This is a genomic window from Bradyrhizobium sp. 604_D8_N2_3, from assembly GCF_051810765.1.
Lineage (GTDB): Bacteria > Pseudomonadota > Alphaproteobacteria > Rhizobiales > Xanthobacteraceae > Bradyrhizobium > Bradyrhizobium barranii.
Genome location: NZ_JBPWPM010000001.1, coordinates 3988262 through 4011855 on the forward strand (window position 1 = coordinate 3988262; position 23594 = coordinate 4011855).

Annotated in this window: 25 protein-coding genes; 18 read left to right on the plus strand and 7 right to left on the minus strand. The window is 64.8% G+C overall.

Annotation, left to right across the window (positions count from 1 at the left end):
* The first annotated feature begins 186 nt into the window (after positions 1-186).
* From AB7245_RS18750 to AB7245_RS18790, 9 genes are all read left to right on the plus strand, one after another.
* The gene (locus AB7245_RS18750; RefSeq protein WP_175627470.1) at positions 187-1644 is read left to right on the plus strand and encodes a 6-hydroxynicotinate reductase; all 1458 of its coding nucleotides are present in this window, start codon (positions 187-189) and stop codon (positions 1642-1644) included.
* A complete protein-coding gene (locus AB7245_RS18755; protein ID WP_439034597.1) occupies positions 1641-2537 on the plus strand; it encodes a UPF0280 family protein in 897 nt (298 codons plus the stop codon). Before AB7245_RS18750 ends, AB7245_RS18755 begins: the two co-directional genes overlap by 4 nt.
* A gap of 15 nt (positions 2538-2552) precedes the next feature.
* Positions 2553-3137, plus strand: a complete 585-nt coding sequence (locus AB7245_RS18760; RefSeq protein WP_085404807.1) for an amino acid synthesis family protein — start codon at positions 2553-2555, stop codon at positions 3135-3137.
* A gap of 80 nt (positions 3138-3217) precedes the next feature.
* A complete protein-coding gene (locus tag AB7245_RS18765) occupies positions 3218-4420 on the plus strand; it encodes an ABC transporter substrate-binding protein (protein ID WP_439034598.1) in 1203 nt (400 codons plus the stop codon).
* Positions 4421-4571: 151 nt separating this feature from the next.
* Positions 4572-6461 (plus strand): ABC transporter permease, encoded by a 1890-nt coding sequence (locus AB7245_RS18770; protein ID WP_071915090.1) that lies wholly within the window; start codon positions 4572-4574, stop codon positions 6459-6461.
* Positions 6458-7243, plus strand: a complete 786-nt coding sequence (locus tag AB7245_RS18775) for an ABC transporter ATP-binding protein (protein WP_166352338.1) — start codon at positions 6458-6460, stop codon at positions 7241-7243. The genes AB7245_RS18770 and AB7245_RS18775 overlap by 4 nt, the downstream gene beginning before the upstream one ends.
* Entirely contained in the window at positions 7240-7944 is a 705-nt protein-coding gene (locus tag AB7245_RS18780) for an ABC transporter ATP-binding protein (RefSeq protein ID WP_247307205.1), read from the plus strand. Before AB7245_RS18775 ends, AB7245_RS18780 begins: the two co-directional genes overlap by 4 nt.
* A gap of 14 nt (positions 7945-7958) precedes the next feature.
* On the plus strand, positions 7959-8414 hold the full coding sequence (locus AB7245_RS18785; protein ID WP_063983949.1) for a MarR family winged helix-turn-helix transcriptional regulator: 456 nt from the start codon (positions 7959-7961) through the stop codon (positions 8412-8414).
* Between the two features lie 167 nt (positions 8415-8581).
* Entirely contained in the window at positions 8582-8971 is a 390-nt protein-coding gene (locus AB7245_RS18790) for a hypothetical protein (RefSeq protein WP_439034599.1), read from the plus strand.
* A 4-nt stretch (positions 8972-8975) separates the two neighbouring features.
* Here AB7245_RS18790 and AB7245_RS18795 read toward each other — a convergent pair whose 3' ends face one another.
* Positions 8976-9659 (minus strand): hypothetical protein, encoded by a 684-nt coding sequence (locus AB7245_RS18795; RefSeq protein ID WP_439034600.1) that lies wholly within the window; start codon positions 9657-9659, stop codon positions 8976-8978.
* 125 nt (positions 9660-9784) lie between these two features.
* Positions 9785-10981, minus strand: coding sequence for an amidohydrolase family protein (locus AB7245_RS18800; protein ID WP_439034601.1), 1197 nt, complete (start codon positions 10979-10981; stop codon positions 9785-9787).
* 157 nt (positions 10982-11138) lie between these two features.
* On the opposite strand from AB7245_RS18800, the gene AB7245_RS18805 reads away from it, so the two are divergent.
* The 3 genes from AB7245_RS18805 (at position 11139) to AB7245_RS18815 (ending at position 13834) form a co-directional block, all read left to right on the plus strand.
* Positions 11139-11912 (plus strand): ferredoxin--NADP reductase, encoded by a 774-nt coding sequence (locus AB7245_RS18805; RefSeq protein WP_063983946.1) that lies wholly within the window; start codon positions 11139-11141, stop codon positions 11910-11912.
* A gap of 201 nt (positions 11913-12113) precedes the next feature.
* On the plus strand, positions 12114-12437 hold the full coding sequence (locus AB7245_RS18810; RefSeq protein WP_439034602.1) for a hypothetical protein: 324 nt from the start codon (positions 12114-12116) through the stop codon (positions 12435-12437).
* Positions 12438-12526: 89 nt separating this feature from the next.
* Complete coding sequence (locus tag AB7245_RS18815) at positions 12527-13834, plus strand: cytochrome P450 family protein (protein ID WP_439034603.1); 1308 nt, start codon at positions 12527-12529, stop codon at positions 13832-13834.
* Here AB7245_RS18815 and AB7245_RS18820 read toward each other — a convergent pair.
* The 3 genes from AB7245_RS18820 to AB7245_RS18830 form a co-directional block, all read right to left on the minus strand.
* On the minus strand, positions 13735-14985 hold the full coding sequence (locus AB7245_RS18820; RefSeq protein ID WP_439034604.1) for a DUF763 domain-containing protein: 1251 nt from the start codon (positions 14983-14985) through the stop codon (positions 13735-13737). The genes AB7245_RS18815 and AB7245_RS18820 overlap by 100 nt on opposite strands.
* A gap of 92 nt (positions 14986-15077) precedes the next feature.
* Positions 15078-15878: an ABC transporter substrate-binding protein gene (locus AB7245_RS18825; RefSeq protein ID WP_439034605.1), complete on the minus strand. Its 801-nt coding sequence runs from the start codon at positions 15876-15878 to the stop codon at positions 15078-15080.
* 10 nt (positions 15879-15888) lie between these two features.
* Complete coding sequence (locus AB7245_RS18830) at positions 15889-16866, minus strand: tripartite tricarboxylate transporter substrate binding protein (protein ID WP_439034606.1); 978 nt, start codon at positions 16864-16866, stop codon at positions 15889-15891.
* Between the two features lie 114 nt (positions 16867-16980).
* On the opposite strand from AB7245_RS18830, the gene AB7245_RS18835 reads away from it, so the two are divergent.
* The 6 genes from AB7245_RS18835 to AB7245_RS18860 are packed head-to-tail and all read left to right on the plus strand — an operon-like array spanning position 16981 to position 21866.
* On the plus strand, positions 16981-17691 hold the full coding sequence (locus AB7245_RS18835; RefSeq protein ID WP_063983940.1) for a TetR/AcrR family transcriptional regulator: 711 nt from the start codon (positions 16981-16983) through the stop codon (positions 17689-17691).
* A 30-nt stretch (positions 17692-17721) separates the two neighbouring features.
* Positions 17722-18606: an amidohydrolase family protein gene (locus AB7245_RS18840; RefSeq protein ID WP_439034607.1), complete on the plus strand. Its 885-nt coding sequence runs from the start codon at positions 17722-17724 to the stop codon at positions 18604-18606.
* A gap of 52 nt (positions 18607-18658) precedes the next feature.
* Positions 18659-19372 carry a PIG-L deacetylase family protein gene (locus AB7245_RS18845; RefSeq protein ID WP_439034608.1) on the plus strand — a complete coding sequence of 238 codons (714 nt, stop codon included), beginning with the start codon at positions 18659-18661 and terminating at the stop codon, positions 19370-19372.
* Complete coding sequence (locus tag AB7245_RS18850) at positions 19369-20052, plus strand: 4-carboxy-4-hydroxy-2-oxoadipate aldolase/oxaloacetate decarboxylase (protein WP_439034609.1); 684 nt, start codon at positions 19369-19371, stop codon at positions 20050-20052. The genes AB7245_RS18845 and AB7245_RS18850 overlap by 4 nt, the downstream gene beginning before the upstream one ends.
* A gap of 27 nt (positions 20053-20079) precedes the next feature.
* Positions 20080-20949, plus strand: a complete 870-nt coding sequence (locus tag AB7245_RS18855; RefSeq protein ID WP_439034610.1) for a hypothetical protein — start codon at positions 20080-20082, stop codon at positions 20947-20949.
* Positions 20949-21866 (plus strand): DUF1932 domain-containing protein, encoded by a 918-nt coding sequence (locus AB7245_RS18860; RefSeq protein WP_439034611.1) that lies wholly within the window; start codon positions 20949-20951, stop codon positions 21864-21866. The genes AB7245_RS18855 and AB7245_RS18860 overlap by 1 nt, the downstream gene beginning before the upstream one ends.
* A 19-nt stretch (positions 21867-21885) precedes the next feature.
* Here the strand turns inward: AB7245_RS18860 and AB7245_RS18865 are convergent, their stop codons facing one another.
* Both AB7245_RS18865 and AB7245_RS18870 read right to left on the minus strand, forming a co-directional pair.
* Positions 21886-22197, minus strand: a complete 312-nt coding sequence (locus tag AB7245_RS18865) for a hypothetical protein (RefSeq protein ID WP_247307230.1) — start codon at positions 22195-22197, stop codon at positions 21886-21888.
* A 153-nt stretch (positions 22198-22350) separates the two neighbouring features.
* On the minus strand, positions 22351-23556 hold the full coding sequence (locus AB7245_RS18870) for an amidohydrolase family protein (protein ID WP_439034612.1): 1206 nt from the start codon (positions 23554-23556) through the stop codon (positions 22351-22353).
* Between the last annotated feature and the right edge of the window lie 38 nt (positions 23557-23594).

Below are 23594 nucleotides of genomic sequence, written 5' to 3' on the forward strand. Positions count from 1 at the left end.
ACAAACGTGCAAGCCGCGCATGCCGCACTGCAGCGCGACTGCCTTCTTTGTGGACAGAGCGGATAGGCAAATGGGGTTTTATGCGGCAGCCGCACCTTTTGCGCCGCACCGCCGCTTGACAGCCTTCGGGAGGGCGCGCAACATCGTTCGTATACGAATGATAACCGCAGTCGACTGGCTTTGGACATGGTGACTGAAACGACGAGCGCCGCCATCGACAAGATCCGTTGCGATGCCTGTCCGGTGATGTGCTACATCAAGCCGGGCGCGGCGGGCGCCTGCGACCGCTATGCCAATCACGACGGCAAGCTCGTCCGCGTCGACCCGCACGTGATTCTGGAACGCACCGTCTCGCATGGCGGCAAGCTCGTTCCGTTCAGCCGCACCGAAGACTGGGACGGCAAGATCGTCCACGAGCCCTCGACCTTTGTGACGGCGATCGGTGCGGGCACAACCTATCCCGACTACAAGCCGGCGCCGTTCATCGTCTCGTCCGAGATCGATGGCGTCGATATGGTGACTGTCGTCACCGAGGGCATCTTCTCCTATTGCGGCATCAAGGTGAAGATCGACACCGACCGCTATCTCGGCCCGGAAACCGCGACCGTTCGCGCGCAGGGCGAGGCGGTCGGCCACGTCACGACAAGCGAATACGGTTCGCAGATGCTGTCGCTCGGCGGCGTGCATCATCTCACCGGCGGCTCCAAGAAAGAGGGCCGCGTCACCTGTGACACGCTGATGGATCTCGCCAATTGCAAGGCGGTGGAGCTCACCATCGACGGCGGCGCAAACGTGGTGGTGCAGGCCGGCCAGGCGCCGATCGTCAACGGCATGAAGGAAGAGCGCATGCGCGTCGGCTGCGGCTCGGCGACGATTGGCATGTTCGCCAAGCAATGGCACGGCAAGGTCGACGAGGTCGTCGTCGTCGACGACCACATCACCGGCGTGCTCTCGGAGCACCAGGCCGGCAAGCTGCTCGACATCGCCGACACCGGCATCAAGATGAAGGGCCGCCGCTCGACGCCCGGCCGCTATTTCCAGGTCGCCGATCCCGGCACGGGCTGGGGCGGCACCAACATCTCCGATCCGCTGGCGATTCTCGGGCCGTTCGATGCCAAGGAAGCCAAGGCTGGCCTCTCCATGCTGATGGTCTCCACGACCGGCGAGCACTCGTCTTACTATGTGCTCGACGAGGCCCTGAAGCCGGTCGAGACCGAGATGCCTGATGACCTGAAATTCTCGGTCGAGCGCATCCAGGAGAATTGCGAGCCGGCGCTGTGCACGGTGTTGTTCATGGCGGGGGCCGGCGGCTCCTTGCGCGCTGGCGTCACCGACAATCCGGTCCGGCTGACGCGTTCGGTGAAGGACGCGCTGACGCGCGTCACTAGCGGCGGCGCGCCTGTTTATGTCTGGCCGGGCGGCGGCATCACCTACATGGTCGATGTGACGCAGATGCCCTCAGGCGCATTCGGTTATGTTCCGACGCCGGCGCTGGTCGCGCCGATCGAGTTCACGATGAAGCTGTCGGACTACGCCGCGCTCGGCGGGCACATGGATCATGTGAAGCCGCTGTCCGAGGTGCAGAACGGCGAAGATGTTCGCCAATTGCCATGGCAGAACCCGATTCCGGGGCGCTGGGCATGACCAGGCTCCCGCAAATCGCATTGCTGTCTGGTGGCCGGCGGCTGCATTTGCAGGATGGACCGATTGATCTGATCGTGGAGGCGAGGGGGCGCGCGGACGCAGTGTGTGCGGCCTATGAGGCGGCGGCGCGGCGTTTCACCGGACTGCTCGACGAACTCTGCGCAGAATTGCCGGAACTGCGGACGGCTGCTGAGAAGCAGACCTCGCTGAAGGGCGTGGTGGCGCGTCGGATGCACGCTGCTGTCGCACCCTATGCCGCCGATTGCTTCATTACGCCGATGGCCGCGGTTGCCGGCAGCGTGGCAGAGGAGATTCTTGGCGCCATGCTGGGCGCTGCGGCGCTCGATCAGGCCTATGTCAACAATGGCGGCGATATCGCGCTGCATCTCGCCGAGGGCGAGCATTTTTCGGTCGGCCTGATGGACCGGCCTGATCGTGACGGCGTGCTGCGCAAGATGAGGGTCTACTCGGGTGATCCCGTGCGCGGCATCGCGACCAGCGGGCGTCACGGCCGCAGCTTTTCGCTCGGCATTGCCGACGCGGTCACGGTGCTGGCTGCCACGGCATCGCAGGCCGATGCAGCGGCGACGGTCATCGCCAATGCCGTCGATCTGCCCGGGCATCCCGCCATCATCAGAAAGCCTGCCAGCGAGCTTCAGCCCGACAGCGATCTCGGCGCGCGTCTCGTCACCCGCGATGTCGGTGAATTGTCGCAGAGCGAGATTGCGGCCGCGCTGGAATCTGGCGCGGAATGTGCACGGCAATTGTTCGATCGCGGATTGATCGAGGGTGCCGTGTTGCAGCTTTGTGGTGATATGCTTGTCATCGGAACCAAGGATATAGAACAGCAACGAACGCGCCCGCGCATGCTGGAGAACGCGGTCTATGCCTGAACAGGGAAGCGAAACATGAGCGCGATCATCCGCAAGATCGTCACCGTCGTCGAAGAGACGCAGATGGAAATGGGCCGCCAGGTCTCGCCGCCGACGCGGCGCGCCGCGGCGATCGCCGTGATCGAGAATCCCTTTGCCGGCAAATATGTCGAGGATCTCTCGCCCCTGATCGCGATCGGCGAGGAGCTCGGCGATCTCCTGGCGAAGCGCGCGGTGGCGGCGCTCGGCATCGATGGCGCGAAGGCGCAAAGCTACGGCAAGGCCGCGGCGGTCGGCGAGAACGGCGAGCTGGAGCATGCGGCGGCTATCCTGCATCCGAAGATGGGTGCCCCGGTGCGCAAGGTCCTGAGCAAGGGCGCGGCGCTGATCCCGTCGTCGAAGAAGCGCAGCGGCCCGGGCACGACGCTGGACATTCCGCTCGGGCACAAGGACGCAGCCTTCGTGCGCAGCCATTTTGACGGCATGGAGGTGCAGATCAACGATGCGCCGCGCGCCAACGAGATCATGGTCGCGGTCGCCGTCACCGATAGCGGCCGCCCCTTGCCGCGCGTCGGCGGGCTGACGGTTGCGGAAGTGAAGGGCGAAGACGGTTTGAAATAGAGTTTGAACCGGGGAGGCGGGCATAGCTTCTCCGACAAGATCACGCTGAAGACGTAGAGAGTTCATAACTGGAGGTTGGGATGCGAGCGAGAAACACTTTTGTGGGCGCGGCCTTCGCGCTGCTGGCGGGTGGCATGGTTCATTCGGCCGTGGCGCAGGAGATCAAGATCGGCGAGATCAACAGCTACTCGCTGTTGCCGGCGTTCACCGAGCCCTATCGCAAGGGCTGGCAGCTCGCAGTCGAACAGGTCAACGCGGCCGGCGGCATCAACGGCAAGAAGCTCGTCGTCGTCTCCAAGGACGACGGCGGCAAGCCGGCGGATGCGCAGACCGCGGCCAATGAACTCGTCTCCAGCGAGGGGGTTGCGATGCTGACGGGTACGTTCCTGTCGAACATCGGCCTCGCCGTCAGCGACTTCGCTAACCAGAAGAAGGTGTTCTTCCTCGCGGCCGAGCCGCTGACGGATGCCATCACCTGGTCCAAGGGCAACAAGTACACCTTCCGTCTGCGCCCCTCCAACTACATGCAGGCGGCAATGCTGGTGGAAGCAGCCAGCAAGCTGCCGGCCAAGCGCTGGGCGACCATCGCGCCGAACTATGAATACGGCCAGTCCGCGGTCGCGGTGTTCAAGAAGCTGATGTCGGAGAAGCGCCCTGACATCCAGTGGGTCGACGAGCAGTGGCCGCCGCAGGGCAAGATCGACGCGGGTCCGGTGGTGCAGGCGGTTGCCGCGGCCAATCCCGAAGCGATCCTCAACGTGACCTTCGGCGCCGACCTCGTGAAGCTCGTGCGTGAAGGCAACACCCGCGGCCTGTTCAAGGGGCGCGAGGTCGTCTCGTTCCTGACCGGCGAGCCCGAATATCTCGATCCGCTCAAGGACGAGACGCCGGAGGGCTGGATCGTCACCGGCTATCCCTGGTACTCGATCAAGACGCCCGAGCATGACGCGTTCCTGAAGGCCTATCAGGCCAAGTACAACGATTATCCGCGCCTGGGCTCGATCGTCGGTTACCAGACCATCAAGGCGGCCGCCGCGATCCTTGCGAAGGCCGGCTCGACCGATCCTGAGAAACTGATTGCCGCGGCGGAGGGTCTGTCGATGCCGTCGCCATTCGGCGAGATCACCTTCCGCAAGATCGACCACCAGTCGACGCTCGGTGCCTATGTCGGCAAGACCGCTCTGAAGGACGGCAAGGGCGTGATGGTGGACTCCGTCTACAAGAAGGGCTCGGACTATCTGCCCAGCGACGCCGAAGTCGAGAAGCTGCGTCCGAAGGATTGATGTGAAGAGGAACCGGGGCCTCGTGGTTCGAGACGCGCGGCGTTGCCGCGCTCCTCACCATGAGGGTCCCGGACCTCATCCTGAGGAGGCGCGTAGCGCCGTCTCGAAGGATGAAGCCCATACTGAGACTTATTCTTAACCCGGACCGCCGATGGCCTTTTATGTCGTACAGTTTCTGACCGGTCTCGCCAGCGCAGCGTCGCTGTTCCTGGTGGCCTCGGGCCTGTCGATCATCTTCGGCGTGACGCGGATCGTGAATTTCGCGCATGGCGCCTTCTACATGATCGGCGCCTACATCGCCTTCACGCTCACCGAGAGGCTTTCGGGAGCGTTCGGCTTCTGGGGCGCGATCGTCATCGCCGCGTTTGCCGTGGCCTTGATCGGCGTCATCGTCGAGATGGTGCTGCTGCGCCGCATCTATCATGCCCCCGAGCTGTTCCAGCTGCTTGCGACCTTCGGCCTGACCTTGATGGTCGAGGATCTCGTCGTGCTGATCTGGGGCCCCGACGATCTCGTCGGCCGCCGCGCGCCGGGCTTCAAGGGCGCCATCGATTTCTTCGGCCAGAACATCCCGAGCTACGATTTGTTCCTGATCGTGCTCAGCCCGGTCGTACTCGGCATTCTCTGGCTGCTGTTCCAGCGCACGCGCTGGGGCGTGCTGGTGCGCGCGGCGACGCAGGACCGCGACATGGTCGCAGCGCTCGGCGTCAACCAGAAATGGCTGTTCACATCCGTGTTCGCGGTCGGCGTCTTCCTTGCCGCACTCGGCGGCGCGCTCCAGATCCCGCGCGATGCCGTGCATCACGCGATGGATCTACGTATCATCGTCGAGGTCTTCGTCGTGGTCGTGATCGGTGGCCTCGGCAGCATCGTGGGCGCCTTCGTCGCTGCGGTGCTGGTCTCCGAGCTCAACGCCTTCGGCATCCTGATCTTTCCGAAAATCTCCATCATCCTGGTCTTCCTGGTGATGGCGGTGGTGCTGATCGTCCGGCCCTGGGGTCTCTTCGGCAAGCCCGAGGCGCCCGCGCGAAAGACACCGGGCCTCACCGTCAATCCCTGGCGGCCGCTGACGTCGAACGAGCGGCTCGCGGCGCTTGCCGCGCTCGTCATCGCGGCGACGCTGCCGCTGTTCGCCGGCAATTATGTTCTCACAGTCGGTTCGGAGATCGCGATCTTCGTGATCTTCGCCGTCAGCCTGCATTTCCTGATGTCGGTCGGCGGGCTCGCGTCGTTCGGGCATGCCGCTTATTTCGGTCTCGGCGCCTACGGCGTCGCCTTCCTCGCCAAGATGGCAGGGCTGCCGATGGTCGTGTGCCTGCTGCTCGGGCCGCTGCTGGGCTGCATGGGCGCGGCCGTGTTCGGCTTCTTCGCGGTGCAGCTTTCCGGTGTCTATTTCGCGATGCTGACGCTTGCGTTTGCGCAGATCGTCTGGTCGATCGCGTTCCAGTGGGTGAGTGTAACGGGCGGCGACAACGGCATACTCGGCGTCTGGCCGTCAAGCTGGGCGGCGAGCCCGGGGCATTTCTATTGGTTGGCGCTCGGCGTTGCGGCACTTGTGACGGTCGCGCTTCGGGCCATGGTATTCTCGCCGTTCGGCTACGCACTCAGGGCCACGCGCGACTCGCCTCTGCGCAGCGAGGCGGTCGGCATCAATGCCAAGCGCATCCAGTGGACGGCGTTCGTGATCGCAGGCACGACCGCCGGCATCGGCGGCGCGCTGTTCGCCTACCTCAAGGGTAGCGTCTTCCCCGACAATCTCGGCATCTCGCTGTCGGTCGACGCGCTGGTCATGGTGCTGCTCGGCGGCGTCGAGACGGTGTCGGGTGCGGTGATCGGCGCCATCGTCTACAAGGCGCTCAACATCTGGCTGGTCAGCCAGACCGACCTGTCAAAGCTCGTGCTCGGCGGCTTCATCGTGCTGATCGTCGTCGTCTTCCCCAAGGGCATCGTCGGCACGCTGGAGATGCTGGCGCAGCGGCGCAGGAAGACATCGCCGCCGGGATCTCCCTTGCTTGCCAAGCCGATCGAGTCCGTCGAATGAGCGTCGCACCCCCACTTCTCGCGGTTGAAGGCCTGTCCAAATCCTATGGCGGCATCCATGCCGTGCGCGGCGTCTCGTTCTCGCTGCGATCAGGCGAAATTCTGGCGTTGATCGGCCCGAACGGCGCGGGCAAGAGCACCTGTTTCGACATGCTCAACGGCCAGAACAAGCCTGATACCGGCCATGTCCGCCTGCTCGGCGAGGAGACCACCGGCAAGAAGCCGCGCGAGATCTGGCGGCTCGGCGTCGGGCGCACCTTCCAGATCACCGCGACCTTCGCGACGATGACCGTGCGCGAGAACGTGCAGGTCGCGCTGATCTCGCATGGCAAGCAGCTGTTCAATCTCTTCGGCTCGGCCCCGAATTTCGACCGTGGCGAGGCCGGGCGGCTGCTCGAACTGGTCGGCATGGGCGGTTATGCGGATCGACCCTGCGGCGAGCTCGCCTATGGCGACCTCAAGCGGCTCGAGCTTGCGGTGGCGCTTGCCAACGATCCCAAGCTGCTGCTGATGGACGAGCCAACCGCCGGCATGGCGCCGCGTGAGCGCGTCGATCTGATGCGGCTGACGGCGCAGATCGCGCGGGAAAAATCGATCGGCGTGCTCTTCACCGAGCACGACATGGACGTCGTGTTCGAGCATGCGGACCGCATCATCGTGCTCAACCGCGGCACGCTGATCGCCGAAGGCTCGCCGGCCGAGGTGCGCGGCAATCCGCAGGTGCAGGCCGTCTATCTCGGCGAGGGCCTGCTTTACGATGCCGGGCATGGAGCCTCCGCATGAAGCTCACGGTGCAAGACCTCAACAGCCATTACGGCCCGGCGCATATCCTGTTCGACATCGGTTTCGAGGTCGGCGAGGGCGAGGTGGTGGCGTTGCTCGGCCGCAACGGCGCCGGCAAGTCGACGACGTTCCGCTCGATCGTCGGGCTCGTTGCCCAGCGCTCGGGGCGCATCATGTTCGAGGGCAAGGATGTCTCGGCGCGCCCGACGCATGAGATCGTGCGCGACGGGCTTGGTTACGTGCCCGAGGAGCGGCGCATCTTCACCGATTTGACGGTGGAGGAGAATCTCGAGGTCGGCCGGCAGCCGAAGCGTCCGAACGCCCCGCACTGGACCCGCGAAAAACTGTTCGCGCTGTTTCCAAATTTGGGTGAGATGAAGAACCGACCGGGCGGCCGCATGAGCGGTGGCGAGCAGCAGATGCTCACCATCGCGCGCACGCTGATGGGCAATCCGTCGCTGGTGCTGCTCGACGAGCCCTCGGAAGGCCTGTCGCCGAAGATCGTGGAGCAGATGGTCGATGCCATCCTGACCATGAAGAAGGAAGGCGTCAGCATCGTCGTGTCCGAGCAGAATTTGCACTTTGCGCGGCTGATCTCCGATCGCGCCTATATCATCGAGCGTGGCCGTATCTGCTTCGGCGGCACCATGGCCGAGCTCGACGCGCGTCCGGATATCCGCGACGCGCATCTGTCGTTGTAAGGGGCGGGGAGCGGATGGCAAGAAGCGTCGCGGCGAAGAAAAGCGTCAAACCGGCAAAATCGTCTTACGTGCTCGACGAGCAGGTCGGCTTCATCCTGCGTCAGGTCTGGCAGCGCCACAGCTCGATCTTCTCGCGCGACATCGGCACCAATCTCACGCCGACGCAGTGGGCGGCATTGTCGAAGCTGGCCGAGACCGGGCCGTGCTCGCAGAACCAGCTCGGGCGGCTGACGGCGATGGATGTCGCGACCATCAAGGGTGTGATCGACCGCCTGACCGCACGAGGCCTGACCGAGACCAGCCAGGATCCCGAGGACGGACGGCGGCTTCTGGTCAGCCTGACGCGCGCCGGTCAGCAGCTTGCGGAGAAGGTCGCGCCGAGTGCGCTCGCGATCACCCGGGAAACGCTTGCGCCGCTCGACGCCAGGGAGCGCGAGATGCTGATGGCGCTGTTGAACAAGCTGCGGTGAGTAAGGTGCCGTAGGGTGGGCAAAGGCGCGTAAGCGCCGTGCCCACCATCTCTGCGGCTTGGCGAAGAACGGTGGGCACGCTTACGCTTTGCCCACCCTACGGCAGTTGAACAAGCTGCGGGGACTGGCGACTAACCTCGATGAAGGGTTTGTCGAGGTCTTCCGATATGAGAGCGGCGACGCGGTTCACACTGATTTTGGGTCTTGGTGCGGCGCTGGCGGGCGAATGCGTTCCTGCCTGCGCGGCACAGCCCTACGAGGGCTTCTGGGCGTCGACCAAGAAGGATTGCCGCGATCAGGACAGCGCCAGCCGGATGAGCATCGAAGGCGGCAACCGCCTCTATTGGTACGAGACGCGCTGCCGCGCCGGCGAGATCACCGCAGACGGCAAGCAAAGCTGGAAGATGCGGCTTGCCTGCGAAGGCGAGGGCGAAAAGTTTCGCTCCAATCCCCGAGTCTCCGTTGCGGCGGATGGCCGGCTGGTGATCGAGAATGGCCCGGTCGGCCAGGCCAAGCGCCAGACCTACGTGCGCTGTGAGATCGCAAAGAAGCGCTGATCCCTTACGTCTTCCCCGGCCATTTGGCGCGGTAGCGGATTTCGCTGCCATCGGCGAGCCGCCGCCACGTGCCGAACTCCGGCGTATGCGGCGCCCGGGCCGTCAAGTCGATCGGATAGATCCGGCTCGGCTGGCCCTGGATGTTGACGGCGAGCTGCCGGTGCGAGGTTCTGAAGGCAAGCTCGACTTCGCCCGCGATGACGGGTTGGTCGCCATCACGACGGGAGCCGGCCGGACTTAGCTCGCCCGGCATGGTGTTGAGGTCGGTCTGCAATTCGATTGCGATGCCCTGCGGTGACGTCGGCACCATGACGCCGGCCGGAAAGCGAACCTCGAACACGAGCAGGGGATTGCTGGCGTTCGGGTTGAGCCAGGGCGTTGCGGTCGCATACGCGTAGATGGCGTAAGTGACACCGGCGGCGAGGCAGAGCAGGACGACGACGCCGAGTGACTTCAGGCTGTTGCGTGCGAGGCCGCCGCTATTGTCGTCCTTGCGTGTCGCCAGCTTGGTGGCGAGCACCAGGCCGATGACTGCGCCGATGGGGGCGATGACGAACAGGGCGACCAGCCCTGTCGTGATCGGGTCTGCACGATTGCCGAAGCCGGTCAGTTCGAGCAGCCCGATCGTGGCGATGAAGCCTGCCGCCGCACCGGCGATGCCGGCGGCAATCCGCAGCGAACTTTTCATGTCTCCCTCGATGGTCCAGCAATGAACTGCCGCCGCCGAGGGCTGCCTGCGTTAGACGCGGCAGGCAGCAGACTTGTTCAATGCCTTCGAGGCGCGACGCGAAGCGGCGAGCTGCTCCGGCTGCGTCACTTCGCCACCACTTCCGGCACCCGGCCGGCCGGCGGCGTGTTGCGGCTGCGCTGGGTGCGCACGATGCCGTCGATGATGGTCATGCCGATGCCGGGGAGGTCGCCGAGCTGGACGCTCTCCAGGATGGTCTTGCCGGGCGAGTGCTGGGCCTTGTCCATGATGACGAAATCGGCGGAGCGGCCGACCTCGATCAGGCCGCAATCGAGCTGACGCATTCGCGCGGTGTTGCCGGTGGCAAGACAGAAGGCGAGCTCGGCCGGCAAATCACCGAGCGAGGACAGCATCGAGACCATCCGCAAGATGCCGAGCGGCTGCACGCCGGAGCCGGCCGGCGCGTCGGTGCCGAGGATCACCCTGTGCAGATCGTTCATCTCGCGCGCGATGCGCAGCGTGAACAGGGCCGAGCGCTCATTGCCGTTGTGAACGAGCTCGAGGCCGCGCTTGCAGCCCTCGCAGATGCAGCGGATCTGGTCGTCGGGCAGCGCCGTGTGGCCACCGTTGATGTGGCCGACCACGTCGGTGTCGGCCTCCAGCACCACGTCCTTGTCGATCAGGCCGGAGCCTGGGATCGAAGGGCCGCCGGTGTGGATCGTGCTCTGGATGCCGTATTTGCGGGCCCAGCCGACCATCTTGCGCGCCGTCGGGCCGTCCTTGACGCCGCCGAGGCCGACCTCGCCGAGCAGCTTGACGCCGGCGGCGGCCAACTCCTTGAAGTCCTCCTCGACCATCTCGCATTCGATCACCGGCGCGCCGGCGTGAACCTTCACGCCGCCCGGGCGCAGATTCCAGAATGCGCGCTGTGCGAAGATCGCCATCGCCTTCAGCCCGACGACGTCGCGCGGGCGGCCGGGCATGTGAACCTCGCCGGCGGAGATCATGGTGGTGACGCCGCCATGCAAATTGCTGTCGATCCAGCCGATCTGGTTCTGGCGCGGCGTCCAGTCGCCCGCCACAGGGTGGACATGGCTGTCGATCAGGCCGGGCGCGACCGTGGTGCCGTTGGCCTCGACGATGGTGGTCGCGCCTTCGGTGTTGAGGTCCTTGAAGCGGCCGATCGCGGTGATCTTGCCGTTCTCGGCGACGATGGTGTCGCCGTCCAGGATCGGCTTTTCCAGGGCGCCGGACAGGATCAGGCCGATATTCCGGATCACGAGCTTCGAGGGTCCGGTGGCCTGGGGGGCGTCATGCGCCATGGAAGGGGCTCCTTGTTCCTAACTGCAACGCTCGCGATCTTGGGCAGCCTTGACCCCGGGAGCAAGCAGGATTATTCATTAGTACACGAATGATCGTGTACAAACGACGCATAGCTGCCCGCCTCGGAACCGCATTGGAAGCGACAGGGAAGGTGAGATGAGCAATTTCAATCAGGAAAGCGTTTTGAGCGTCCACCACTGGACCGACACGCTGTTCTCTTTCAAGACCACCCGCAGCCCGACCTTCCGTTTCCGCAACGGCGAATTCACCATGATCGGGCTCAAGGTCGGCGAGAAGCCGCTGCTGCGGGCCTACAGCGTCGCCAGCGCCAATTACGAGGACACGCTGGAGTTCTTCTCGATCAAGGTGCCGGACGGTCCGCTGACCTCGCGCCTCCAGCATCTGAAGGAAGGCGACGAGATCATCGTCAGCCGCAAGGCCACCGGCACGCTGGTGATCGACAATCTCGAAGAGGGCCGCAACCTCTACCTGATCGGCACCGGCACCGGCCTCGCGCCGTTCCTGAGCGTGATCAAGGACCCCGAGACCTATGAGCGGTTCGAGAAGGTCGTGCTGCTGCACGGCTGCCGGCATGTGAAGGAGCTCGCCTATGGCGAGATGATCACCGAGACGCTGCCGAAGGACGAACTGATCGGCGAGTACATCCGCGATCAGCTGATCTATTACCCGACCGTGACCCGCGATCCCTTCCGCAACCGCGGCCGCATTACCGACCTCATCACGTCCGGCAAGCTGTTCGCCGATATCGGCCTGCCGCCGCTGGAAGCCGCCCATGACCGGGTCATGATCTGCGGCAGCCCGGCCTTGGTCGCTGACACCCGCGTGCTCCTGGGCGAGCGCGGCCTCATTGAGGGCAATCACGGCGAGCCGGCCCAATTCGTGGTCGAAAAGGCCTTTGCCGAGCGCTAGAGCCCGCTCCGCTGAAGCGGAGCAGGCTCTAGAGTCTTATTTTGACGCGTTTTTTTGACGCGAACCGGTACCCACTTCGCTCGAAAACGCTATGGGTCCGGAATTCCTGCCCAATAAGACCGTATTTCCGCCGTTCGGCGGGCGTTGCGGCGCCGATTCCGTGCGCGATACACTGTGGGAACGAATCAGCGGAGTTCCCACATGGTTGCGGACAGCGACAGCAACATCGCCTGGCACCGGGTTCAGTTGAAGAAGAACCGCGCCGAGTTGAAGGCACTGGAGACCGCGCGCTTCACGATGGGCGAGATCGCGTCTTCGAAGCGGGACGGGCAGACCCAGAAGGCGATTGCGGAACTCAAGCGCAAGATCGCGCATTCCGAGCGCGTGATCGCCGATCACGACAAGCGCACGCGCCGCCCCCTCGGCACCGATCTGCAAAGCCTCGCCAACGGTAGCTGGAGCCATTGGGACGCCTACACCAATCAGCAGCGCAAGACCGGTCAGCGCTCGCCGGGACGCGGATAGGCTCTCTTCTCTTCGCGCGGTTCCGGCCCTTGCGCGTCGCCGCGTACACACCATCTGGTTGAGGCGCCACCAACCAATACGGTGATCCCATGACACCGCGCCTCGATTTCACCAGCGAGGCCTTCTTCCGCGATCCGCCCAAGGCGATCGCGGCACTGCGCGCGTCCGGCCCCGTGATCGCGACGCGATTTCCTCTGGTCGGCGATGTCTGGGTCACCACGACCCATGACGCCACGGCGCAAGTCCTGAAGGACGGCACCACCTTCACGCTGCGCAAGGGGGACGGCAAAGTCGCCGGCCTGCGCTGGTGGATGCCAAAACTGGTCACCACCATCGCCAATAACATGCTGACGATGGACGAGCCTGATCACACGAGGCTGCGCAGCATCGTGGACGAGGCATTTCGCCGCCGCGCGATCGTGGCGATGGAGCCACGCATTCGCGCCATCGCCGATGGCTTGGCGAACGACCTGTTTGCCGATGGCAGCCCCGCCGACCTCGTCCAGCGTTACGCCCGCATCCTGCCGGTGTCGGTGATCTGCGAATTGCTGGGCTTGCCTGCGGCCGATCGGCCACGATTCATCGCCTGGGCCAACAAGATGTCGTCGCTGACGAATGTCGTCAGCTTCTTCCGCCTGCTGCTCGCGTTTCGCAAGATGCGCGCCTATCTCGAACGGCAGTTGCAGGTCGCGCGCGTGCAGGGCGGCGAGGGCCTGATTGCCGAGCTGGTTCAGGTCGAGCGTGAGGGCGGCCAGATCACGCCGGACGAAATGGTGTCGATGGTGTTTCTGCTGCTCGCGGCAGGATCGGAGACCACGACGCATCTGATCAGCGGCTCGGTCTACGAGCTCCTCAGAAATCCGGGCTTGCGCGATTGGCTGGAGCAAGACCGAAGCCGCATCGGGCTCGCTGTCGAGGAGTTTTTGCGCTTCGTGTCACCGGTGCAGTTTTCCAAGCCGCGCTATGTGCGGCGGGATATCGAGCTTGCGGGCGTGCCGCTGAAACAGGGCGATCGCGTCATGGTCATGCTCGCCGCGGCGAACATGGATCCGGCGGTGCATGACCAGCCCGAGCGGCCCGACCTCACGCGCAAGCCGAACCGCCACATCTCGTTCGGAACGGGAATTCACTTCTGTCTCGGCCATCAGCTCGCACGGATCGAGGCGGCCTGTGCGTTGGAGGCGCTGTTTGCGCGATGGCCGAAGCTCGGTCTCGCCGTCGATCCCGCGCAAATCCACTGGCGCAAGCGGCCGGGCATGCGTGCCATCGCGGAGTTGCCGGTCGTTGCGGTGGACAGTCAGCCCGTCGATTTCCGTGACGCCACGACATCGCGCTCCCAGCCGAACACGGAGCGGCCGTCGAGATCGGGCGAGGCTTCACGCTCTCCGGCGATATAGGCCTCGACCGACGGACCGCTGGCAGTCCGCTCCAGGCGCCGCGCCTGGTCGTCGAGGCGCCTGATCGCCTGCATCTCCTCCTCGCGTCCGAGCTTGGCGTTCTGGATCGCGCCCTTCAGCACGCGGATGGTCTCGTCATAGACCTTGATCGGGACGGGGTAGGGATGCCGGTCCTTGCCGCCATGGGCGAGCGAGAAGCGCGCGGGATCGTTGAAGCGATAGGGCGCGCCATGCACGACCTCGGCGACCATCGCCAGCGAGCGCACGGTGCGCGCGCCGACGCCGGGCGTCAGCAGCAATTCCGGAAAATCGACCGGGCCGCGTTCGGCCGCGGCGGCCAGCGTGCCGTGCAGGCGGCGCGCGAACACGTCCTTGGGCCTGACATCATGATGCGCGGGCATGATCAGATGCGGCAGCATCGCCTGCGCCGGCTCGGGCGCCGTCCCAACGAGGCGTTCGAATTCTGTGAGGATGCGATCGGGGCCGAGACCGCTCAACAGTTCGAGTTGCGCGGCGCGCGAGACATCGGCGCGGTGATCGGTGAGATTGACGATCTCGCCCTGCTGCGGGCCGTCGATCGCGCTGTGCGGCGTGTCGACAAAACTCTTCAATGCTTCCGAATGCCAGTGATAGCGGCGGGCCTGCCGCTTGTCGCCGTTCATGCCCTGCTGCACCACCGTCCACTTGCCGTCGGCGGTGACGAAGAAGCCGTGCAGATAAAGGTCAAACCCGTCCTGGACCGCGGCGCTGTCGACCTTTGCGACCAGGCGACTGGCCCGCGTGAGGCTCGCGCCGTCGAAGCCGACGCGATCGCCGAGCTGCAACAGCTCGTCAGGCGTCTTGCGCGAATGCTGGCCGCGGCCGCCGCAGACATAGATGCCGAGCTCGTCCTGGAGCGGGCCTAGCCCGCGCTTCAGGGCGCCGATCACGGAGGTCGTGATGCCGGAGGAGTGCCAGTCCATCCCCATCACGGCGCCGAACGACTGGAACCAGAACGGATGCGACAGCCGCTGGAGGAAGGCGTCGCGTCCATAATGATGCACGATCGCCTGCGTGACGATTGCGCCCAGCGACGACATGCGGCTCGCAAGCCATGGCGGAACCCGCCCGGTGTGGAGAGGAAGATCGGCGCTGCCGGTACGTCGAGTCATGATCGACGCAAATTAGCGCAATCCGGGGACGGTTGCATTGGGGGAATACTGTATTGGGCAGGGCCGGAGGACACCTCACCCAGGTCCGCGAGCTACTCGCGCGTCGCCTTGGACGCGCCGCGCAGGCCCGCCTGCTGCTGGATCGTGTCCAGCGCGCCGGACGACTGCTCGTCCGTCACGAAGCGGTTGAGCAGGGGAAGGGCGTCCTCGCGCCCCTTGGGGATCGCGATGGCCATATGCTCGGCGCCCCAATTGCCGTCGAGGATTTTCGCACCCGGCATCTGGTCGGACATCTCGAACAGCGTCGGCTTGTTGGTGGCGTAGAGGTCGATCTCGCCGCGGCCGAACATGGCGATGGCGACCTTGACGCTTTCGGCGGGAACGATGGTCGCGTTTCTGAACTTCGCCGGCAATGTGCGTTCCGAGGTCGACCCTTTGGTGACGCCGATCTTCACGCCCGGTCTGTCGATGTCCTCGATCCTGCCGATCGGCGAGTTCGCCGGGACGAGATAGCCGAGCTCGATCGCCAGCACGGGCTGGCTGAAGCTGACCTCGTTGGCGCGGGCCGGCGTGGCGTTGGTCACGGTGAAGTCGACCTGGCCGTCGTGGATCGCGGTGACGATGTCGGCGACGCGCTGAAACCTGACATAGTCGATGCCAACGCCGAGCCGTTTCGCCAGCTCGCCGCCGAGATCGTAGGCGAGGCCATGCGGCTTGCCGGCCGCATCCGTCACCATCGAGGTCGGGCTGCCCGGATAGATGCCGACACGCAAGCTGCCGCTCGGCGCCAGCAGCCTGGCTTCGCCATCGGCGCGCGCGGGCGCGCCGAGCAGGCCGGTCATTGCAAATGCGAGCAGGGCGATGGGCGCAAATCGCCGGGAAGAGGTCCTCATGTGACGAGCCTCACTGCGCGCGGATGTCGGCGGCCTTCAGCACCGGCTCCCATTTGGTCGCCTCGGCGTGCATGTAGGCGTCAAAGTCCTTGGCGGAGGAGCCGACCGGCGCCGCGCCGATCTTGCCCAGCGTCGACAGCACGTTCGCGTCCTGCAGTGCGGCCTTCAGATCGGTCTCGAGCTTCGCCACGATCTCCGGCGGCATCTTGGCAGGCCCAAGAACGCCCCACCAGACCGAGACGTCGTAGCCGGGGACGCCTGATTCCGCGATAGTTGGCACATTCGGCAGCGCCTTGGAGCGTTCGGCCGAGGTCACCGCGAGCGCGCGCACCGGGCCGCCTTCGAGCTGGCCGATCGCTTCCGCCAGCGGATTGATGCTGAGCGGAATCTCGCCAGCGATCACGGCGGTCAGCGCCGGAGCGCCGCCCTTGTAGGGGATCGCGACGATCTTGCTGCCGGACATGTATTTGAGCAGCTCACCGGCGAGATGCGCGGAGGTGCCGTTGCCGGACATGCCGTAGGAGAGCTTGTCGGGCTCCTTCTTTGCGGCGGCGAGGAGATCGCCGAGCGTCTTGTAGGGGCTGTCCTTCGCGACCACGATCGCAAGCGGCGAGGAGGCGACCTCGGTGATCGCGGTGAAATCCCTGAACGTGTCGTAGGGCACGCTCGGATAGATGAACTGGTTGAGCGGATGGCCGCTCGCGACCAGGATCAGCGTGTAGCCGTCCGGGGCGGCCTGCGTCAGCGCTTGCGAGGCGACGATGCCGCCGGCGCCCGGACGGTTGTCGATCACCGGCTGCTGGCCCCAGGTCTTCGCCAGCGCCTGGCCGAGCGTACGCGCGAGCACGTCGACGGCACCGCCCGCCGCGTAGGGCACAAGGATATGCACCGGCTTGCTCGGGTAATTGTCGGCGGCCTGCGCGACGCCGCCCAGCAGCAGGCCGGCACCCAGCATCAAACCGCCGATTGTCTTGTTCAAACCCAGCATTTTCGAGCACTCCTTGCGGGCTTTCGCATCCTGCCTCGGTGTTCCGAGTCGTCCGGACGCCGCCCATGGTTCTTGTTGACGAGACCTGATCTTTTGTACGATAGTACAAATCACATGGTACGCAAGCCCACCAGCAAGGAAACGGCCCGCAAGCCGAACATGCGCGAGGCGATCCTTGCCGCGGCCGAGGAGCTGTTCGCCACCAACGGCTTCAATGCCGTCTCGGTGCGCGACATCGCGCAGGCCGCCGGCGCCAATCCCGGCAGCGTGACCTATCATTTCAAGACCAAGGACGGCCTGCTGCTGGAGATCTACCAGCGCCATTGCGGGCCGATGAATTTGCGCCGTTCCGAGCTGCTCGCCGCCGCCAAGCGCGTGCGCGACCTCCAGGACCGGCTGGAGGCGATCGTGCGCGCCTATGTGGTGCCGGCCTTCACCTCGGGCAGCGATCTCGCCGGGGGCGGGGCGCGCTTCACGCGGCTGCGCGCCGTGATGTCCGCCGAAGGCAACGAGGTCGTGCGAAAAATCATCGCGCAGACCTTTGACGACACCAGCCATGCCTTCATCGACGCAGTCCACGAGAGCCTGCCGCATATTCCGCGCACCGACATCGTCTGGCGCAGCCACTTCCTGCTCGGCGCACTCTATTACTCGCTGGTGACGCCGGATCGCGTCTCGCGCCTGTCGCGCGGCGAGGCCGACGGCAGCGATGCCGCCAGCGCCATCGAGCAGTTGGTGCAGGCCACCGTCGCCGCGTTCCAGGCGCCGGCGCTCGATCAGGCCGCGCCGGTACGGCGGCGGCCGGTCGTCAGCAGCAAGGCTTGAAAGAAGCGATCTCGCTCGGCGGTTCACCTGATGACAACGATTTACACGCCGACCATTCCGCCGCCAGATCCGAACACGCGCACGCCGAAGTTCAAGCTGCCAAAGCTGTCCTGCGACGCGCATTGCCACATCTTCGGGCCCGGCGCGAAATACCCTTACGCGCCTGACCGTTCCTACACGCCGCCGGATGCGCCGCTGGAGGATTTTCGCGCGCTGCACGCCAAGCTCGGCGTCGAGCGGGCCGTCATCGTCAATGCCAGCGTGCACGGGACCGACAATACGGTCGCGCTCGATGCGATCGCACAGAGCAATGGCGCCTATCGCGCGGTTGCCAACATTGACGACACCATCACCGAGCGTGGGCTCCAGGTGCTGCACGACGGCGGCTTCCGCGGCTGTCGGTTCAATTTCGTGCGCCATCTCGGTGGCGTCCCCGACAGAAACGTGTTCAACCGCGTCATCGCGATGGTCGCGCCGCTCGGCTGGCACATCGATCTGCATTTCGACGCGATCGACCTGCCCGAATATGCCGACATGCTGGCCAAGCTGCCGCTGAGCTACACCATCGACCACATGGGTCGGGTGAAGGCGTCGGAAGGGCTGGACCAGCTGCCGTTCAGGATCCTGATCGAACTGATGCAGCGCGACGAAAAATGCTGGGCCAAGATCTGCGGCTCGGAGCGGGTGTCCTCGGCCGGGCCACCGTTCACGGACGCGGTGCCGTTCGCGCGCAAGATCGTCGAGACCGCACCCGACCGTGTCATCTGGGGCACCGACTGGCCGCATCCGAACGTCAAGGTGATGCCGAATGACGGCGACCTCGTCGACCTGATCCCGCTGTTCGCGCCGGAGCTGGAATTCCAGCAGAAGATCCTGGTCGACAATCCCGCGCGTCTGTTTGGGTTCGACACATGACGGTGCTCGCGATCGATACGTTGCTTATCAAGGAAAGAGGGGAGTTCGTCCCATGAAAACAGGTCTCGTGATCACCGCCCATCCCGGCGATTTCGTCTGGCGCGCCGGCGGCGCCATCGCGCTGCATGCGAAGAAGGGTTATCGCATGAAGATCGTCTGCATGTCCTTTGGCGAGCGCGGCGAGAGCCAGTTCGCCTGGAAGGAAAAAGGCGCGACGCTGGAATCGGTCAAGGCCGGCCGCAAGGACGAGGCGGAGCGGGCGGCGAATCTACTCGGCGCCGAGATCGAGTTCTTCGACTGCGGCGACTATCCGCTGAAGCTCACCGAGGCGCATTTCGACCGCATGGTCGACATCTACCGCGAGCTCAATCCGAGCTTCGTGCTGACGCACGCGCTGGAAGACCCCTACAATTTCGACCATCCCAACGCGGCGCATTTCGCGCAGGAGACTCGTGTCGTGGCGCAGGCGATGGGCCACAAGCCCGGCGCGCAGTACAAATACTCGGCGCCCCCGGTGTTCCTGTTCGAGCCGCACCAGCCTGAGCAGTGCAACTACAAGCCGGACCTGCTCCTCAAGATCGACGAGGTCTGGAAGGAGAAGTACGAGGCGTTCCAGATCCTCGCCGCGCAAAAACATCTCTGGGGCTATTACGAGCGCGTTGCGCTCAACCGCGGCATCCAGGGCAGCCGCAACGCCGGCGTGCCCATGACCTATGGCGAGGCCTATCAGCGCCTGTTCCCGACGGTCGCGGAGGAGCTGGCATGAAGCCCGTCGTCGTTCGCAACATTGAGCGCGCCGATCCCGCAGGGATGGCAGAGTACGGCGTTTCGACCGTGCACGAGGCGTACGGCCGCATCGGGCTGATGAAGCCTTACTTGCGGCCCGTCTGGGCAGGGGCGTCGATTGCTGGCCCCGCCGTCACCGTGCTGGCACAACCCGGCGACAACTGGATGATCCATGTCGCCGTCGAGCAGTGCAGGAAGGGTGACATCCTCGTCGTCGGCTGCACCACTGATAACACCGACGGCATGTTCGGCGAGCTGCTCGCGACGTCGCTGCAGGCGCGCGGCGTGCAGGGGCTGATCATCGACGCCGGCTGCCGCGACGTCAAAGCGCTGCACGAGATGAATTTTCCGGTGTGGTCGCGCGCCGTCTCGGCCAAGGGCACGGTCAAGGCGACGCTCGGCTCGGTCAACATTCCAGTGGTCTGTGCCGGGGTCAACGTCGATCCCGGCGACATCATCGTGGCCGATGACGACGGGGTCGTGGTGGTGCCCAAGCGCTATGCCGCTGAAGTCGCCGAAAAGGCGAAGAAGCGCAACGCGGACGAGGGCGGCAAGCGCAAGCGGCTGACCTCGGGTGAGCTCGGCCTCGACATGTACAACATGGGCGAGGCGCTGGCGAAAGCCGGGCTCGTCTATGTCGACAATCCCGAGGACGTCTAAGCGGGACCAGAGAAGCGGAGCGGGCGGATGGATCGTCTCAAGTTGAAGGCCGTGCTCGGCAGTCACCCTCACGTGCAGGCGGTGAAGAGCGGCGAGCTCCGCTCCGACCTGTTCGACCTCGATTTCATCGCGTACACGCCGACCAACACGGCGTTCAAGCCGATGGTGCGCGAGCAGGCTTTCGACGTCTGCGAGATGGCGATCGTCACCTATCTGATGGCGAAGGCGCATGGCAAGCCGCTGGTGCTACTGCCTGCCACCATGCTCGGCCGCTTTCAGCATTCCTACGCGCTCTACAACCCTGCAAGGGGAGCGCTCGGCCCCTCCGATCTCGAAGGCAAGCGCGTCGGCATCCGCTCGTTCACGACCACGACCGGCGCATGGATCAGGGGCATTCTCGCCAACGATTACGGCGTCAATCTCGACAAGATCCGCTGGGTAACCTTCGAGGATCCGCACGTTGCCGAATATATCGACACCACCGAGCGTGCGCCGAACGACAAGAAGATCCTGCAGATACTGATCGATGGCGACCTCGACGCCGTCCTCGGCGAGACCTCTGATCATCCCACGTTGAAGCCGCTATTCTCCGATCCTGCCGCAGAGGCTGCCAAATGGTACACCCGTCGTGGTGTCGTCCCGGTCAATCATCTCGTGGTCGTGACCGAGCGGCTTGCAAGATCGCGCCCCGATGTGGTTGCGGGCGTCTATGATCTCCTGAAGCGGAACAAGGCGCAGGTGGGACCCGCGGCGACGCCCGACCTCGTTCCGTTCGGGATCGAGGCGAACAGAAAACCGTTGGAGCTGATCGTCGACTACGCATTCCAGCAGGCGCTGATCCCGCGCCGCTATGCGGTCGAGGAGCTGTTCGACGAGACGACACGAGGATTGAATTGATGGCAGGTGATCCCAGGCGCTGGCAGATCGGGCTCGTCGGCTACGGCGAGGTCGGCAGGATCCTGGCTGAGGATTTGCGGCAGCAGGATATCAAGGTGGCCGCTTACGACATCAAGCTCGGAGGCGAGCACGGCGCTCCGTTGAAGGAGCATGCGACGAAGTTCGGCGTGACGCTGGCGGTGTCTCACGCCGAGCTGACCGCGAAATCCGATTTCATCATCTCCGCGGTCACGGCGAGCCAGGCCGTGCCCGTTGCAAAAGCCTGCGCTGGCGCAATCAACCAGGGCACCTGGTTCCTCGATTTCAACTCGGCCTCGCCGGGTGCCAAGCAGCGCGCCGCCGCTCTGATCGACGGCGCTGACGGACGCTATGTCGAGGGGGCCGTGATGACCTCGGTGCCGCCTTATCGCATCAAGGTGCCGCTGCTGCTCGGCGGCCCCGGCGCGAGGGAGCTCGAGCCGCTGCTGAATGCAATCGGGTTCGAGGCCAAGGTTGCGAGCGACAAGCTCGGCGTGTCGTCGGCCGTGAAGATGTGCCGCAGCATCATGATCAAGGGCCTTGAGGCCATGGTCATCGAGAGCTTCACCACCGCGCGCGCCTATGGCGTCGAGGATGCGGTGCTGGCCTCGCTCGCGGAGACGTTTCCGGCGATCGACTGGGAGAAGCAGGGCGCCTATTGCTTCCAGCGCGTGATCGAGCACGGCCGTCGCCGTGCCGAGGAGGTGCGTGAAGTCGCGGAGACCGTGCGCGAGGCGGGGCTGACACCGTGGTCGGCGCAGGGCACCGCCGAGCGGCAGGCGTGGGTCGCCGATCTCGCTGATGACGGCCTGTTCGGCATCAAGGGGACGAAGGAATTTGCCCGCAGCGCCGATTGGCGCACCGAGGCGGATCGCATTCTGGCGAAGATCAAGCGCTGAGATCCAGCGCGCATTCAGCTCAAGACTCTGCTGCCGCCGCGTAGTCCGAGAGTTCGTCGCGCGCGAGCTCGATCAGGCTGATCAGGCTCGTGGCTTCGCGGACGACTTCCGTGGTGCGCTCGGTGCGGAACTCGGTGAGAATCGTGCGAATGCATTTGTCGGCCGTATCGAGCGTCAACAGGGCGCGGGCCATGTCGTCCTGCGTGCGGATTGCCGATATGTCGATGCCCGACAGGACTTCGCCGATGCCGGTCAGTCGCTTGATGGCCATCTCGGCGGGCGTGTTGGCCCGAATGGAATGGTAATCGATGCTGCTGAATGCGCTGAACATTCCATACTTCCCCAAGAGAACGCAGATGTCAGTGCGGGTCTTAGTATGATCTCCTTGGCCCGTCGTGCAATGCGCGTATTTACGGTCAGGGATTCTACCGGATTGGGGAGTGAGGAAAGCTAGCGGTATAATCGAACGGAAAAGATCCGATCATTAGCCGCGCTTCCCGACAATCTTACCGTCGCATGCAACGAGCTTGCCTTCCTTGTACACGGAGCGCCCTTGCGGCACTCCGACAACGGCTTCAGGAATATGCTCGGCATTCAGTGTCACGAAATCGGCCTTGGCGCCGACGCGCAGGCCATAGCCTTCGAGCCGCAGCGCCTTTGCGCCGGATACGGTGACGACATCGAACGCGACGCGCAGTTCTTCGTCGATATTGAAGCCCGAGCGATAGCCGAGCGTCGTGGCCCGGCGCAGCATGTCGCCGTCGCCATAGGGCCACCAGGAATCGCGGATGTTGTCGTTGCCGCTGAACACGGTGACGCCGGCATTGCGCAGGGCCAGGATCGGCGGGAAGGGCCGGGCGCCCGGCGCATTGGTCATGATCGCGACGCCCGAGCGGGCGAGGGTGTCGGCGATCTTCTTGAGCTGATCCATGGGGATGTCGCCGAGCCCGTAAGCATGGCTGACGGCAACGCGTCCCTCCATACCGAGCGCGCGGGTGCGCGCTGCGATCTGCTCGATTTCGAACGCGCCCAGCGTGCCCATGTCATGCAGATGGATGTCGACGTCGACGCCGTGCTTGCCGGCCACGCCGAACACGACGTCGAGATGCTTCTCGATATCGCGATCGAAGCTCGCGGGATCGAGCCCGCCGACGAGGTCGGCGCCGAGCCCGATGGCCTCGTCCAGCAATTGCGGCGTGCCCGGGCTCATCAGGATGCCGCTCTGGGGGAAGGCGACGAGCTGGATGTCGATCAGGCCCTTGTATTCCTCGCGCACGCGCAAAATCGTCTCGAGCGATTTCAGGCCGACCGAGCCGTCGACCATGACGTGGCTGCGCATCTGCGTGGTGCCGTGGCCGATGCAGAGGTCGAGCTGGTTGCGTGCGCGCACATCCATCGGCGCTGATACGGCCATGTTCTGGGCCTGGAAGGCAACGCGCTCATGCACGTCGAACCCGTTGGTGCATGGCTTGTGCGGGCGCCAGGCGTCGCCATAGAAGCTGGTGTCGAGATGGATGTGGCCTTCGACGAAGCCGGGAACGACGAGGACGTTGCCGAGGTCGATGGTCTCGTTTGCGGCGGGAGGCTCATCGACGGACGTGATCGCGGCGATGCGGCCGTCCGCGACGGCGATGTGATGCCGGGCTCCGCCGTCGAAGCGCGCGTTCAGGAAGATCGTGTCGAAGGCCATCCGGTTGCTCCGTTGGTCGATTGTGATGATCATCGCGC

Excerpts from the sequence above, each read along its gene's own strand:
- AB7245_RS18760 (WP_085404807.1), top strand. The coding sequence starts at position 2,553 with ATGAGCGCGATCATCCGCAAGATCGTCACCGTCGTCGAAGAGACGCAG.
- AB7245_RS18825 (WP_439034605.1), bottom strand. The coding sequence starts at position 15,878 with ATGAGGACCTCTTCCCGGCGATTTGCGCCCATCGCCCTGCTCGCATTT.
- AB7245_RS18755 (WP_439034597.1), top strand. The coding sequence starts at position 1,641 with ATGACCAGGCTCCCGCAAATCGCATTGCTGTCTGGTGGCCGGCGGCTG.
- AB7245_RS18805 (WP_063983946.1), top strand. The coding sequence starts at position 11,139 with ATGAGCAATTTCAATCAGGAAAGCGTTTTGAGCGTCCACCACTGGACC.
- AB7245_RS18865 (WP_247307230.1), bottom strand. The coding sequence starts at position 22,197 with ATGTTCAGCGCATTCAGCAGCATCGATTACCATTCCATTCGGGCCAAC.
- AB7245_RS18845 (WP_439034608.1), top strand. The coding sequence starts at position 18,659 with ATGAAAACAGGTCTCGTGATCACCGCCCATCCCGGCGATTTCGTCTGG.
- AB7245_RS18780 (WP_247307205.1), top strand. The coding sequence starts at position 7,240 with ATGAAGCTCACGGTGCAAGACCTCAACAGCCATTACGGCCCGGCGCAT.
- AB7245_RS18775 (WP_166352338.1), top strand. The coding sequence starts at position 6,458 with ATGAGCGTCGCACCCCCACTTCTCGCGGTTGAAGGCCTGTCCAAATCC.
- AB7245_RS18790 (WP_439034599.1), top strand. The coding sequence starts at position 8,582 with ATGAGAGCGGCGACGCGGTTCACACTGATTTTGGGTCTTGGTGCGGCG.
- AB7245_RS18770 (WP_071915090.1), top strand. The coding sequence starts at position 4,572 with ATGGCCTTTTATGTCGTACAGTTTCTGACCGGTCTCGCCAGCGCAGCG.
- AB7245_RS18870 (WP_439034612.1), bottom strand. The coding sequence starts at position 23,556 with ATGGCCTTCGACACGATCTTCCTGAACGCGCGCTTCGACGGCGGAGCC.
- AB7245_RS18800 (WP_439034601.1), bottom strand. The coding sequence starts at position 10,981 with ATGGCGCATGACGCCCCCCAGGCCACCGGACCCTCGAAGCTCGTGATC.
- AB7245_RS18785 (WP_063983949.1), top strand. The coding sequence starts at position 7,959 with ATGGCAAGAAGCGTCGCGGCGAAGAAAAGCGTCAAACCGGCAAAATCG.
- AB7245_RS18830 (WP_439034606.1), bottom strand. The coding sequence starts at position 16,866 with ATGCTGGGTTTGAACAAGACAATCGGCGGTTTGATGCTGGGTGCCGGC.
- AB7245_RS18820 (WP_439034604.1), bottom strand. The coding sequence starts at position 14,985 with ATGACTCGACGTACCGGCAGCGCCGATCTTCCTCTCCACACCGGGCGG.
- AB7245_RS18850 (WP_439034609.1), top strand. The coding sequence starts at position 19,369 with ATGAAGCCCGTCGTCGTTCGCAACATTGAGCGCGCCGATCCCGCAGGG.
- AB7245_RS18795 (WP_439034600.1), bottom strand. The coding sequence starts at position 9,659 with ATGAAAAGTTCGCTGCGGATTGCCGCCGGCATCGCCGGTGCGGCGGCA.
- AB7245_RS18765 (WP_439034598.1), top strand. The coding sequence starts at position 3,218 with ATGCGAGCGAGAAACACTTTTGTGGGCGCGGCCTTCGCGCTGCTGGCG.
- AB7245_RS18815 (WP_439034603.1), top strand. The coding sequence starts at position 12,527 with ATGACACCGCGCCTCGATTTCACCAGCGAGGCCTTCTTCCGCGATCCG.
- AB7245_RS18855 (WP_439034610.1), top strand. The coding sequence starts at position 20,080 with ATGGATCGTCTCAAGTTGAAGGCCGTGCTCGGCAGTCACCCTCACGTG.
- AB7245_RS18860 (WP_439034611.1), top strand. The coding sequence starts at position 20,949 with ATGGCAGGTGATCCCAGGCGCTGGCAGATCGGGCTCGTCGGCTACGGC.
- AB7245_RS18835 (WP_063983940.1), top strand. The coding sequence starts at position 16,981 with ATGGTACGCAAGCCCACCAGCAAGGAAACGGCCCGCAAGCCGAACATG.
- AB7245_RS18810 (WP_439034602.1), top strand. The coding sequence starts at position 12,114 with ATGGTTGCGGACAGCGACAGCAACATCGCCTGGCACCGGGTTCAGTTG.
- AB7245_RS18750 (WP_175627470.1), top strand. The coding sequence starts at position 187 with ATGGTGACTGAAACGACGAGCGCCGCCATCGACAAGATCCGTTGCGAT.
- AB7245_RS18840 (WP_439034607.1), top strand. The coding sequence starts at position 17,722 with ATGACAACGATTTACACGCCGACCATTCCGCCGCCAGATCCGAACACG.